The following is a 12,470-nucleotide window of genomic DNA, read 5'->3' on the forward strand; positions in this document are numbered from 1 at the left end:
GCGGAAGGGACGAGGGGCGGAGAACACGTGGACATGAGCCGGCCCACGCCCCGGACACACCCCCGCGCAACGCGTTCGGGCCCGTGTATGTACTAGCTTGGTGCCAATCATGGCGGCGAAAACCAACCTCGAACTTCTGCGCGCCCACGAGCCGGTGCTCATGTGCACCAAGGGAGAGCTCTTCTTCCCCACCGACGTGGACGCCTACGTACGCAATTGCAGTCTCTGGATCGAGGAGCCCGGCGGAGGTGAGAGTGTCATCGTCCCCGCGGGGGAGCTCACCCTGGACCGTCTGGCGCGGGCCGAGGAGGAGTGGCCCCACCGTCACAAGCACCTGAGGTTCGTGCAGGAGGAGACCCTGCGCGAGGAGGCCCGTCGCTTCAAGGGCATGGCGCGTTCGGTCATCCCCAAGAGCGGCCGTCTGGCCGCCGTCGGCGTCCTCGGCCGTGTCCTCGACATCCTGATGAAGATCTCGCTGCTCGTCCGAGGGGCGGTTCCGGGCGGGGTCACCTTCGCGGCGGTCACCCGCTACCGCGAGCGGGTCGACAACGGCGGGGCCACCTACTACGGGCGGGTCACCCGCGAGGGCGGCTACATCGTCCTCCAGTACTGGTTCTTCTACGCGATGAACGACTGGCGCACCATCTACGGCGGGGTCAACGACCACGAGGCCGACTGGGAACGCGTCACCGTCTACGTGGTGGAGAACCCCGACGGCACCACCCGGCCGGTCTGGGTGGGGGCCTCCTCGCACGAATACCACGGCGACGACCTGCGCCGCTCCTGGGAGGACCCGGACCTGCACCGGGACGGCGAGCACCCGATGATCTACGTCGGCGCGGGCTCGCACTCCCACCAGATGCTCCCCGGCGACTACCTCATCCAGGTCGACCCCTCCTTCCTGCGGGGCCTGGTCAGCGCCTGGCGCAACCTCGGCCGGCGGCTCTTCCGCGCGGACAGCGCCATGCACGGTATCGGCGTCCCCTTCGTGGACTACGCGCGCGGTGACGGGGAACGGCTGGGGCCGGGCGGCGACCGGGAGTGGAACGCCGTCCTCATCGACGACGACACCCCCTGGGTCCACGGTTTCCGCGGACTGTGGGGGCGCGACACCCGTGACTTCTTCGACGGCGAACGCGCGCCCAGCGGCCCCCGCTACGAGCGGGACGGCACCATCCGTCGTTCCTGGGCCGACCCGCTGGCCTGGGTCGGTCTCCAGAAGGTCGCGCCGACCGAGGCCGCGGCGCGGGCCGAGCTGCGCTCCCACGTGGGGGCCCTCGACGAACGGATCGGCGAGTACGAATCCGAGATCGTCGAGCGACGGGACCGGATCCGAAGGCTGGAGTCCGCGCGCCTGGTGCTGGCCCGTGAGGCCTCCTCCCGGCCCCGCGCCCGCGAGTACTCCGAGGAGATCGAGAACCTGGAGGGGGAGCTCGCCGAGATCTACGAGAGGCGGGCGTTGACCGCCGATGAGCGCGACGCCCACCTGCGGGCCCTCGACAGCGACGTTCCGCTGGTGCCCTCGCCGACCGGGCACCTCAAGGCGCCGCACATGCCCTACGCCTCGGGCGAGCAGCGCAGCACCCGGTTCCTGCACCTGTGGGTGGCGCTGAGCACGCCCCTGCTCCTGCTCTCCCTCGCGCTCACCCTGTTCCTGCTCAGCGGTCAGATGACGCTGTGGGCGATGCTCGGTGTGGTCCTGCTGTTCGCCGCGATCGACTCCGTGGCCCGTCGCCGTTTCCTCCAGTACCTCACGGGACTGGCGATCGCCGCGGTGGCCATCGGGTTGATCGTGGGGGTGGTGGTCGCCTTCATCGCGGACTGGCGTATCGCCGTCACGGTGCCGATCGTGCTCATCGTCGTGGTGCTGCTGGTGGTCAACATCCGCGACCTGATGCGCCGCTGAGGTTCCCTCTCGCCCCGGAGCGTCGTCGCTCCGGGGCACAATGGGGACATGGACGACGCCCTGTTCGACGCGCCACCGGTCACCGTGGCCCCGGGAGCGGTCCACCTGCCCGGCAGGCTGCCGTTGGAGACCCGGATCGACCTGGTGCGACGCTGCCGTGAATGGGCACGCGGGCCCGCCGGGATGCGCAGGCACACCATGCCGAGCGGCGGGGTCATGAGCGTCGACATGGTCGCCCTCGGATGGCATTGGCGCCCCTACGCCTATAGCCGGACCCTGCCCGACGGCACCCCGGTCCGGCCCTTCCCCGACCTGCTCGGCGCGTTGGCGGTTCGTTCCGTGGAGGCCGCCTACGGTGAGCCCTACGAGGGCGACGCCCATGACGTCGCCCTGGTCAACTTCTACGACGCCGACGCCCGTATGGGCATGCACCAGGACCGGGACGAACGCTCCCCGGCCCCGGTGGTCTCCATCAGTCTCGGTGACACCTGCGTCTTCCGTTTCGGAGGCACCGAGCACCGGGGTCGTCCCTACACCGACGTCGAACTGCGCGACGGCGACGTGTTCGTCTTCGGCGGCCCCTCGCGGCCGGCCTACCACGGGGTCCCCCGTGTCCGTCCGGGCACGGCCGACCCCGCCCTGGGGCTCAAGGGGCGGCTCAACATCACGATCCGGGCCTCCGGACTCTCCCGCTGAGGGCGTGTCCGCTCGCCCCCGGGCACGGTCCGGGCCAGGATCGTGGGCAGGGGAGAGCAGGGAGGACGACCGTGGACGAGTCCGCGCCCGAGCGCACCATGGCCCTGGGCCGTGACGGGGCGGCCCTGCCCGTGGACGCTCCGCCCGGAGAGTGCCGGATCGGGCTCTACCGGGAGGGCGAGACGGTGCGGAGCGCCTCCACCCTCGCCGAGGCCCGCGCGGCGCTGGACGGCGACGACCGTCCGATGGTCTGGATCGAGATGACCGAGCCCGACCGGTCCCAGCTGTTGGAGGCCTCCCGGCTGTTCGACCTGCCGCTCCTGGCGGTGGAGGACGCGATCGTCGCCCACCAGCGGCCCAAGGCGGAGACCTACGGGGAGGTGCTGTTCCTGGTCCTGCGTCCGGCCGAGTACGACGAGGACCGGGAATCGGTGCGGATCGGCGAGATCCACGTCTTCGCCACCCACGACCTCGTCATCACCATCCGACACGACACCCGGACCGACTTCGAGGGGATCCGGACCCGCCTGCGCGACGACCCCCGGATGGCCGGACACGGGGTCCTCGGGGTGGTCTACGCGGTCCTGGACCGGGTGGTGGACGACTACGCCCCCACCATCGCGGGGCTTCAGGACGACGTCGACGAGGTGGAGAGCCAGGTCTTCGCGGGGGAGAAGGGGGCCTCCCGGCGCACGTACCGGTTGGCCCGCGAGCTCATCCTCCTGCAACGCGCGGTCGATCCGCTCGGCCGGGTCCTGGACGAGCTCATGGTCCCTCTGGACCGGACCGGACACGGTGCTCCCGTGATCCGGGGGCCGCACGCCGGGATGCGCGACGAGCTGCGCGAGCACCTGCGCGACGTGGCCGACCACGTGACGGTCGCCCGTGAGCACGTGGACGGCTTCCGCCAGTTGTTGCAGAACATCATGTCGGTGGAGAGCAGCCTCGTCGACAGGGCGCAGAACGAGGCGATGAAGAAGGTCTCCTCCTGGGGAGGCATCCTGGTGGTACCGACCCTCATCTCCTCGATCTACGGCATGAACATCGCCCCCCAGAGCGGCTTCCACTGGATGTTCAGTTGGCCGCTCACCCTGGCGGGCATGGCGTTGGCCAGTCTCACGCTGTATCTGGTCTTCAAGCGCAACGACTGGCTCTGAGCCGGATCAGACGGAGAGCATCCGCCGGATCTCTCGAAGGTCCCGTCGGGCGGCGTCGGTCTCCTCCTCGGCCTGGAGACGTCGGCGCCGCCACTCCTCGACGGCGCCGGCGATCCGCTCGTCCGTCCTGCGGCGCGCCTCCGCGATCGCGGCCTCTCCCTCGCCCCGTCCCTTGGTCGAGGAGTGGTGGGCCAGGACGGATCCGCCGAGCGAGACCAGGGTCAGGAACCACAGGAACCCGTTCATCGTGAACAGCGCCAGGAGTCCCAGCACGGCGGCGATGCCCAGGGTCACCCACACCATGCTCCGCGCGTCGCCTCCCGCGGTGTGGCGTTCGGAGATGAGCCCGCGCACCCGCTCGATCTGCCCCTGGTCGGCTCCGGCGGCGTCGATGGTGACGTCGACGCCCTGCGTGGACACCGTCGTCGTCTCGGGGAGAGGGGCGTTCAGGTCGGCCGCCAGACGTTCGGCGTCCTCCAACACCGTGGTCCGCTGGACGACCAGGGCGAAGGTGCGGCGGCGCAGCGGCGTGTCCGTCGAGGTGAGGTCGCGCTGGATCAGGGTGGCGACGTCGTGGGTCCCCTCGTTCCAATGGGGCGGTTCCACCTTCTCGCCGCCGTTCTCGATGGTGGCCCGGAGCGCGCGTGCCTCGGCCAGCAGAGGGGCCTCCTCCGGTCCGCCCTCCTCCACCAGCAGCCGCAGGGTCTCCTTGAGGAAGTCGACGCTGGCCTGATCGGGGGCGAGCACCCGATCGGGTTCGTCCTCGCCGTTCGGTCCGGTGACGTGGGAGACCTGTTCCCGTAGCCGGCCCAGGGCCTTCGCCGTACGGGAACGTACGGCGAAGGGGTCCTTGGAGGGGGTGCGTCCCCGGCCCCCGGAGGTGGAGGGTGCGGTGGCGGACCAGGCCTCGACGGTCGCGACCCGCGCGTCCTCGGCGGACCAGTGGCGCAGGGTCGACAACAGGAGGTGTTCGCGGGCGTCGTCACCGAAGGAGCCGTCCGCGCTCAACAGCCACAGGGCCCGCTGAACCCGGGTGGGGCGCACCTCGGGGAGGGGCAGGTGGGGCAGGAGTTCGGTCGCGGCGCCCGAACCGAGCAGGTGGGCGTTCTCCGAACTGGTGAGCGCGGTGGCCAGGGCGGTGAAACCCAGGGCCCGTTCCCGGTCGATCTCGGCGGCCTCGGCGAAACGCGCCCGTGCCCGGGGCAGGTCGCCGTTGAGCAGGTGGTGCAGCCCGCGGGCGGCCGGGACCAGCCAGTAGCCCGGGACGTCGTCCAGACGCAGTTCTCCGAGGAAGGCGCCGTCGAGCATCTGGAGGGTGCGATGGCGGGTGATGGCCATACCGTCGAACAGGGAGAGGGTGACGCGCAGGTCGCTGAGTTCGATGAAGGCGTCCAGGGTGGCCGAGACCCGGTCCAGCCGTTGTCCCAGATCGCCCTTGAGATGACTCAGTTCCGACCGCATGCGTTTGCGGTCCTGGGTCATCTGCGAATACGCGGAACCCAGACTCTCCTCCAGGTCCCTGATCCGCACGTTCTGCGAGTAATCGATCCAACTCATGCCCGGTATCGCCTTTCTTCGCGCGCCTGAGGGAGGGGGCGCGCCGGTGACTGTGACGTACGGGAGGGTCGGGAAGGTTCTCCGGTGGCGTGGTCGTCGTCCAGTCGTGATCATGGCGGTGGTGGGGGAGAACGGGCCGGTGGCGGGGCCCTTGCGCCCTCGAGGGCGGGCCGAAAGGGTCTTTCGGCCTCCACAGGTCTGCTTCCGACGCCAACGTCGTGTTGGCATACATGCCGTTCTGCGGCAAGCTGGGGGAGTCGGACACACAAGGGCTGTGAGGGCTCATGACGGACGGAACGGGTATGGCGGCGCCTGGCGGTTCGAACGCGGGAACCAGCGGGAGTCTGCGTGCCACGCAGAGGATGCTCCAGTTGCAGAACAGTCTGGTGGAGCTACTGCGGACCAAGCCCTTCGGTCAGATCACCTACAAGGAGATCACCGAGGGCGTCGACATCGACCGTTCCACCGTCTACCGCTACTACAACCACAAGAACCAGGTGTTGCGGGCCGCGGTGGACGTACGTCTGACGGCCTTCGCCTCCCAGGTGGACCTGACCTTCGGGCGGATGGAATCGATCGACGGCTACATGGGGCGTCTGGTGGACTCCTGGATCGCGTTGTGGGAGGACTCGGGGGGTCTGCTGGCCGCGGCCTCCGGGCTCGGGGTCGAGCCCGGACCCCAGCGCGACTGGTGGCGTGAACGGATCGGGCCGTGGATCGAAGCGGTCCGGGAGGCGATCGAGGTCGCCCGTTTCGTGGAGGAGCTGCCCAAGGACGGGCGTCCGGCCGAGCCTCTGGCGGAGATGACGGTGGGCCTGTGCCTGTCGACCTTCAACAACGAGCTGGCCGTGGAGCACACCGACGAGCGCCGAGTGATGGTCCGGGACCTTCTCCTGGACGCGATCCTGCGGACCATGGGTCGTAGGTGAGGGTCGCTCAGCCGCGGGTGCGGGCCACCTCTCCGAAGGCGCCGACCACCGCGCCGAGGGCGAACATGGAGGCCTCCTCCTCGTCCATGTGGACGATGCCGGCGGGCACCCGGACCCGGTAGGGCTTGTCCTCCTGGGGAAGGATCTCCAGGCCGTCGATGATGCCCTGGCCCTCCAGCATGAGGAGGGCCTCACCGACCCGCCCGGTACGGTCTCCCCGCGCCCATATCGACATACGTTCACCCTAACTACGGTGTGGGGGCCGAAGGCGGAGCCGACCTTGTCGGGAGGCCGGACGAGGTGTGAACGGTCGGCGGTTCCATGACAAAGCGAACCCGACCTGGAATTCCCGCTTCGTCTTCGTCCGTCGTACCCGGATTCGAGGTGGCGACCGCGTTTTCCAGTGATATCACCGGCGGTGCAGTTGCACGTGCATGTTCATGTGTGTATGGCCGGATCCGGCCATACAGGCCCGATTCGGCCCGGCTTCCCGGGTGGACGGCTCGGCCCGGGGAACGGGGCGACCGGGACGTCACAAGAAGGGAATCTACACCACAAAAGACGCGTAACTTCGCATGGTCGCCCTTTCTTTGAAAAGACCATGCAGGAGGGGTGAAAACGTCTGGGATTCCCCGGAGTCGACGCTTCGAGGGCGTGGAGTTCCGTAGGGTGGTCCCCGCGCGGATCCGCGCGAACGCCGGTGCGGGACGCGGTGGACGGGTGCCCCGCACCGGCCCGACGCCCGGGCATGGGAGAGCCCGGCCCGAAGACGGGCGAGGGCGTACGGAACGGGGGAGCGGGGATCCGCGTGAGCGGGGGAGGGCCCGGTGAGGACCGTCGGAGGGACACGACGTGGTCGGACCGGGGAGAGGCCGTGGGGGACGGCGGGGCGGCGCGCGGCACCGCCCGGAGGAACGGGGCGGGACGTCGGCGGGCGCGTTCTGGGCCGGCACCCGCCGACGGCCCTCGGCGTCGTCTAGCGGGTCTTGACGACGGTCGCGATGAGGCCGGAGATGATCATCATCGAAAGGCTGATGATCATGAGCACGAACCCGATGGTTCCGATCATGGTGTTTCCTTCACTTGTCGTCCCCGCGCGCCGTGGGCCGTTCCACGGCGCCCGGCACACCGGGCCACCCGGGGTCTCGGGCGCGGCGTTACCTCTTCGGTGGTTCACCCTATCTCGCCGTCACCGGGACACCATGTCGGGTACCGCCCTGACCAGCGTGGTTCAGGTCTCGTCCCAGAACCGCCGGTAGGTGTCGCAGAGCCAACGATCGACACGGTCGGTGTCGGGCGAGGCGGGCAGGTCGGAGGTGCGGCACAGGTCGACCAGACGCTCCTCCAGCTCTCGTGTGCGCTCCAAGGCCTCGGTACGGGTGCGCTCACCGCGTCGCAGCTCCAACAACCAGGAACGCTCGGGCTCGGGCATGGGCAGGGTGATGGAGCCGGTCTCCATCAACTCGACGCCCTGGAGCCCGAGACGCACCATGTGGTACGCGTACTTGGTGTCGAACCCGTGGACCTCGACGAGTTCGGGACGGTTGGTGTGCCTGCCGCCCCGCACCCCCTCCATGCGTTCCCTCTGGGCCCGCAGGTAGCCCAGGAACCGTTCCCCGGCCCTGCGGGACAGCAGCCGGTGGCCCTCGGCCCGCAGTTCGCGCCCCACGGAGGTGATGGTGACGATCTCGTCCTCGGGAACGAACAGCGGCAGCAGGACGGTCGGGTTGCCCTCCAACGCCAGACGGGTCCACTTGCGCAGCGAGTAGACGGTCAGGTCCAGGTCGCCCTCGCCGGACCGGGTGTGCTCGGGACGGCTGTGGTGGATGTACTGCTCGAAGGAGCGCAGACCGATGACGTACTCGGGCGGTTCCACGCAGATGCCCATCTCGTCACGGTCCGAGACCCCGTCGAGGTTCAGGCCGTGGGCGGCCGAACCGACCTGACAGCGCAGGACGGTCCCCTGGGCGGCGATACGGGCGAACTCCTCGCTCGAATGTCTCATGGGCCTCCTCCACGGGCGTGTCACGGTGCTCGCAACCTACCGGGGTCGGGACGCCGGAGACGACCGGTTTTCGGTCGTGGGGCGCCCGCCCGGGGTCACCGTTCCGGGGCGGCCCGGCGGTCGGCGAACAGGACCAGGGCCCGCGCGGCCTGCGACGGAACGGTCAGATCCAGCCCGGTGACCTCGCGGAAGGTCTGGAGCCGGTTGACCACGGTGTTGCGGTGGCAGTACAGGGAGGCCGCGGCGGCCTTGACCGACCCCGTGGCCGTGTAGTGGGCGAGGGTCTCCAACAACCGTGCGCGCGCGTCGGGTTCGAGGGCCGCCATCCGTTCGACCGGCTCCCGCCCGAACCCGGGCAGCAGGGCGCCCACCTGATCGCGGGCCAGGGCGGTCCACACGTCCTCCTGCCGGACCATCCCCTCGTTCCGACGGGCGTAGCGGGCCATGATCCGCGTCGCCTCGACCGCCGCCGGAACCTCGGCGAGCCCCCGCGTACCGGTGATCGTCGCTCCGGTGGTGTCGGCCGGCAGGACGGGACGGCGTACACGGCCCGGTTCCAGGACCAGGGCCACCCCGTCGTCGAACTCCCAGGCCAGGCACCCGTTGCGGGAGAGGTCGAGGGCGTCGGTGCGATGGACGCGCTCCGGCGGCAACCGGACGAAGGACACCTCGAAGACCCCGTCCAGGGGCAGCCCCAGCACCGGGGCGACCTCGACCGCGACCTGCGGCGCGCGCTCCCCGGCGCTGAGCAGACGGGCGAAGGCCCGGGTGGCCGCGGCCCGGGAGTCGTGCTCCAAGGAGGCGCGTTCTTCGAGGAAGGCGGCCTGGACGTCGCTGATGTACTGCTCGACCGTCTCCAGGACCTCCTCCACGTGCAGGACGAGGGTGGGGGCCGAGTCGGCGCCGCCGGCGCGTACCAGGCCGGCCCACAGGACCCGGAAGTCCAGCCGCACCGCCTCCAGCAGATCCTCGCGGGCCACGCCCTGGCGGGCCCGACGTACCCCGAGCCGGGTCGACAGATCGCGCAGCCGTTCGGGCACGGGCAGACCGGCGATCCGGTGGGTGAGCAGGTCGAACGTGTCGACGGCGGTCTGGCGCAGGTCGTCGGCGGGGATGACGCCGTCGTCGTAACGGCCCATGGAGCGGAGCCGCTCCAGGAAGTCCTCCACCAGTCCGTCGCGGTCACGGGCCAGCAGTTCGAGCATGCCGGGCCAGGAACGCGGCCCCTCCTGTCCGGGGTCGGTCACGACGCACCTCCTCGGTCTTCCACGCGGGCCGGACCGGCCTTCACCTCCGATGGTGTCATGTTCCGGAAGGCCCGGGCCCCGGACCTGGTCATGTGCACAGCGGCCGCTGGAAAACGTGTGTGGATGTCGATTGAGCGGTACGGGTGGACGAGCAGACCATGGAAAGAGGCCCCGGGCCCGTCCGGCGGTCGCCGACCACCGGACACCACCGTTCCCTTCTGAGAGGAATACCCATGACCTCGTCCGCGCGGGAAGTGCCGTCGTCGACCGAAGGTTCGGACGCCGACACCCGTTTCCTGGAGGACTTCCGGTCCATGAGCGCCTTCGGCGCCACCCCTTCGGGAGGGGTCGACCGCCAGGCGGCCACCGAACCCGACATCGCCCAGCGCCGCTGGTTGGCGGAGCTGCTGGAGGAGAAGGGGATGCGGGTGGTCTACGACCGCATCGGCAACCAGTTCGGGCTGGTGGAGCGGGTCCCCGGCGCCCCGTACGTGGTGGTCGGCTCCCACATGGACTCCCAGCCCACGGCGGGTCGCTTCGACGGTGCCTACGGTGTGCTGGCCGCGGCCCACGCGGTGGATCGCGCCGCCCGGAGCGACGAGGCCGAGGGGGCCTCCTCCGCGTACAACCTCGCGGTCGTCAACTGGTTCAACGAGGAGGGGTCGCGCTTCGCCCCGTCCATGATGGGCAGCGCCGTCTACACCGGAAAGCTCCCGCTGGAGACGGCCCTGGCCGTACGGGACCGGGCCGGGGTGTCGGTGGGCGAGGCGTTGGCCCCCACCGGCTTCCTGGGCGAGACCGACGGACCCGAGGCCGCCTTCTGCGCGGAGATCCACATCGAGCAGGGACGCGTCCTGGAGCGCTCCGGTACCACGATCGGTCTGGTCGAGGCCTGCTGGGCGGCCCGCAAGTACCGGGTCGTCGTCAACGGCGAACAGGCGCACTCGGGGGCGACGGTGATGGAGGACCGGCGTGACGCCCTGCTGGGAGCCTCCCTCCTCGTGGTCGCCGCGCGCGAGCTGGCCGACCGTTTCCCCGGCGTGCTGCACACCGCCGTGGGCAGCATGGACGTCTACCCCAACTCCCCCGTCGTGGTGGCCTCCAAGGTCGAGCTCCTGCTGGACCTGCGGGCCGACGACGAGGAGGTGCTGGCCGAGGCCGACCGGATCCTGCGGGAACAGGTCATCCGGGTCGAGGAGACCGCGAAGGTGTCGGTGGACCTGCACCTCTCCCACGCCTGGGGGATCGACCCCTATCAGCCCGAGGGGGTGAGCCTGGCCAGGTCCGGGGCCGAGCGTCTGGGCCTGAGCCATCAGAGGATCAGGACCGTGGCCGGACACGACTCGGTCAACATGAAGGGCCACGTGCCCACGGTGATGCTCTTCGTCCCCTCGGTGGAGGGGATCTCCCACAACGAGGGCGAGTACACCGAGGACGGCGACATGCTGGCCGGACTGGCGATGCTCACCGAGGTGGTCCGCCGGTTGGGCGCGGGGGAGCTCCCCTCCACCGGCGTCTACGACCCGGCCGCTCAGGGCTGAGCCCGAGGGCACGTACGAGTGCGGGCCCCGTAGGGAACGTCTCCCTACGGGGCCCGCTCGTGTGACGGGGCCGGGTCAGCGCACGACGACCTCGTCGCGCACGCGCAGCCGTTCACCGTACAGACCACCGACGGCGGTGATCAGGGCGATGCCCATGAACAGCAGCGAGGCCACCCACGAACCGCCGCCCGTGCTGTCCAGCAGAGCGGTCGCCACGAAGGGCAGGAAGCCGCTGAGCGCGCCGGCGAGGTTGTAGGCCAGCGCCACACCGCTGTAGCGGAGGTCGGCCGGGAACAGCTCGGCGAGCAGCGCTCCGGAGACCGCGTAGGCGGTGGACAGGACGGCCACACCGGCGGTGATGGCCAGGACCACCAGGATCGGCGAACGGGTGTCGATCAGCCAGAACACCGGGAAGGCGATCACCGCGGTGGCCAGACCGCCCCACATGGTGACCCGGCCCGGGCCCAGACGCTCGGCCAGCCGGCCGAAGACGATGATGACGGCGATCTGCGCCACGGCCGCGACCAGGGTCGAGTTGACCATGAGCCCACGCGACAGCCCCAGGGTTCCGGTGCCGTAGCTGATGGCGAAGGTGGTCATGACGTAGAAGCCGCCCACGCCGAGCAGGGCCGAGGCGATGGCCACGAGCAGACGTCCCCAGGCCTTGCGGAACACGTCCAGGGCCGGGACCTTGGAACGCTTCTCCTGCTTCTCCATCTCCTCGAAGACGGGGGACTCCTCCACCTTGCGGCGGATGTAGACCGCCACCAGCAGCAGCGGGAACGCGGCCAGGAACGGCAGGCGCCATCCCCAGGAGTCGAACTGGTCCGGAGGCAGAAGAAGGACCAGGGAGAAGGCTCCGGAGGAGAGCAGGGTGCCCACCGGGGAACCGATCTGCGGCAGCGCCGCGTAACGACCGCGCTTCTCGGGCGGGGCGTGCTCGACGGCGATGGTCACCGCGCCGCCCCACTCGCCGCCGACGGCGACGCCCTGGAGCAGTCGCAGCAGCGCCAACAGCAGCGGAGCGGCCACCCCGATGGCGGCGTAGTCGGGCAGCAGACCGATGAGGCCGGTGGCCACGCCGATACAGACGACGGTGAGCAGCAGAGCGGGTCGTCTGCCCATCCTGTCGCCCATCCAGCCGAACAGGACGGCGCCCACCGGGCGGGCGACGAAGCCGACACCGAAGGTCGCGAAGGCGGCCAGGGTGGCGGCGGTCGCGCTCAGCGTCGTGAAGTAGAGCCGGTTGAACACCAGGGCCGCGGCGGTGCCGAAGAGGAAGTAGTCGTACCACTCCAGCGCGGTGCCGACGAAGGCGGCGAAGGCGATCTTGCCGGCCTCACGTTCCTTGACCACCGCAGACGTGTTCGGCTGCTCCTGGGCGTCCCCTGAATCGAGGTCACGCATGGGTCGGGTTTCTCCAATCCGGGAT

Annotated in this window: 10 protein-coding genes; 5 read left to right on the forward strand and 5 right to left on the reverse strand. The window is 70.2% G+C overall.

Annotated features, from left to right (window positions below):
• Nucleotides 1-109: 109 nt before the first annotated feature.
• The 3 genes from U9J66_RS00170 to U9J66_RS00180 all read left to right on the forward strand — a co-directional run bounded on the left by U9J66_RS00170 (nucleotide 110) and on the right by U9J66_RS00180 (nucleotide 3,759).
• Nucleotides 110-1,906: a hypothetical protein gene (locus tag U9J66_RS00170; RefSeq protein WP_326336613.1), complete on the forward strand. Its 1,797-nt coding sequence runs from the start codon at nucleotides 110-112 to the stop codon at nucleotides 1,904-1,906.
• A gap of 48 nt (nucleotides 1,907-1,954) precedes the next feature.
• Complete coding sequence (locus tag U9J66_RS00175) at nucleotides 1,955-2,602, forward strand: alpha-ketoglutarate-dependent dioxygenase AlkB family protein (RefSeq protein ID WP_326336614.1); 648 nt, start codon at nucleotides 1,955-1,957, stop codon at nucleotides 2,600-2,602.
• Between the two features lie 71 nt (nucleotides 2,603-2,673).
• Nucleotides 2,674-3,759, forward strand: coding sequence for a magnesium and cobalt transport protein CorA (locus tag U9J66_RS00180; RefSeq protein ID WP_326336615.1), 1,086 nt, complete (start codon nucleotides 2,674-2,676; stop codon nucleotides 3,757-3,759).
• Between the two features lie 6 nt (nucleotides 3,760-3,765).
• On the opposite strand, the gene U9J66_RS00185 is transcribed toward U9J66_RS00180, so the two are convergent.
• Nucleotides 3,766-5,316 (reverse strand): hypothetical protein, encoded by a 1,551-nt coding sequence (locus tag U9J66_RS00185; RefSeq protein WP_326336616.1) that lies wholly within the window; start codon nucleotides 5,314-5,316, stop codon nucleotides 3,766-3,768.
• 362 nt (nucleotides 5,317-5,678) lie between these two features.
• Here U9J66_RS00185 and U9J66_RS00190 point away from each other — a divergent pair, with 362 nt between their 5' ends.
• Nucleotides 5,679-6,245 carry a TetR/AcrR family transcriptional regulator gene (locus U9J66_RS00190; protein ID WP_042285660.1) on the forward strand — a complete coding sequence of 189 codons (567 nt, stop codon included), beginning with the start codon at nucleotides 5,679-5,681 and terminating at the stop codon, nucleotides 6,243-6,245.
• A gap of 7 nt (nucleotides 6,246-6,252) precedes the next feature.
• Here U9J66_RS00190 and U9J66_RS00195 read toward each other — a convergent pair whose 3' ends face one another.
• The 3 genes from U9J66_RS00195 to U9J66_RS00205 form a co-directional block, all read right to left on the reverse strand.
• Nucleotides 6,253-6,480, reverse strand: coding sequence for a hypothetical protein (locus tag U9J66_RS00195; protein ID WP_014910801.1), 228 nt, complete (start codon nucleotides 6,478-6,480; stop codon nucleotides 6,253-6,255).
• A 996-nt stretch (nucleotides 6,481-7,476) separates the two neighbouring features.
• Complete coding sequence (locus tag U9J66_RS00200) at nucleotides 7,477-8,250, reverse strand: nucleotidyltransferase domain-containing protein (protein WP_014911295.1); 774 nt, start codon at nucleotides 8,248-8,250, stop codon at nucleotides 7,477-7,479.
• A 95-nt stretch (nucleotides 8,251-8,345) separates the two neighbouring features.
• Complete coding sequence (locus tag U9J66_RS00205; RefSeq protein ID WP_014909578.1) at nucleotides 8,346-9,497, reverse strand: helix-turn-helix domain-containing protein; 1,152 nt, start codon at nucleotides 9,495-9,497, stop codon at nucleotides 8,346-8,348.
• A gap of 233 nt (nucleotides 9,498-9,730) precedes the next feature.
• Here U9J66_RS00205 and U9J66_RS00210 point away from each other — a divergent pair, with 233 nt between their 5' ends.
• Nucleotides 9,731-11,038, forward strand: a complete 1,308-nt coding sequence (locus U9J66_RS00210) for a M20 family metallo-hydrolase (protein WP_161109976.1) — start codon at nucleotides 9,731-9,733, stop codon at nucleotides 11,036-11,038.
• A gap of 75 nt (nucleotides 11,039-11,113) precedes the next feature.
• Here U9J66_RS00210 and U9J66_RS00215 read toward each other — a convergent pair whose 3' ends face one another.
• On the reverse strand, nucleotides 11,114-12,445 hold the full coding sequence (locus U9J66_RS00215; protein ID WP_161109975.1) for an MFS transporter: 1,332 nt from the start codon (nucleotides 12,443-12,445) through the stop codon (nucleotides 11,114-11,116).
• Between the last annotated feature and the right edge of the window lie 25 nt (nucleotides 12,446-12,470).

Source organism: Nocardiopsis sp. LDBS1602, assembly GCF_035818715.1.
GTDB lineage: Bacteria > Actinomycetota > Actinomycetes > Streptosporangiales > Streptosporangiaceae > Nocardiopsis > Nocardiopsis alba.

Bases quoted from the DNA above. Each gene is read 5' to 3' on its own strand.
- U9J66_RS00185 (WP_326336616.1), bottom strand. From the start codon at position 5,316: ATGAGTTGGATCGATTACTCGCAGAACGTGCGGATCAGGGACCTGGAG.
- U9J66_RS00200 (WP_014911295.1), bottom strand. From the start codon at position 8,250: ATGAGACATTCGAGCGAGGAGTTCGCCCGTATCGCCGCCCAGGGGACC.
- U9J66_RS00175 (WP_326336614.1), top strand. From the start codon at position 1,955: ATGGACGACGCCCTGTTCGACGCGCCACCGGTCACCGTGGCCCCGGGA.
- U9J66_RS00190 (WP_042285660.1), top strand. From the start codon at position 5,679: ATGCTCCAGTTGCAGAACAGTCTGGTGGAGCTACTGCGGACCAAGCCC.
- U9J66_RS00195 (WP_014910801.1), bottom strand. From the start codon at position 6,480: ATGTCGATATGGGCGCGGGGAGACCGTACCGGGCGGGTCGGTGAGGCC.
- U9J66_RS00170 (WP_326336613.1), top strand. From the start codon at position 110: ATGGCGGCGAAAACCAACCTCGAACTTCTGCGCGCCCACGAGCCGGTG.
- U9J66_RS00215 (WP_161109975.1), bottom strand. From the start codon at position 12,445: ATGCGTGACCTCGATTCAGGGGACGCCCAGGAGCAGCCGAACACGTCT.
- U9J66_RS00210 (WP_161109976.1), top strand. From the start codon at position 9,731: ATGACCTCGTCCGCGCGGGAAGTGCCGTCGTCGACCGAAGGTTCGGAC.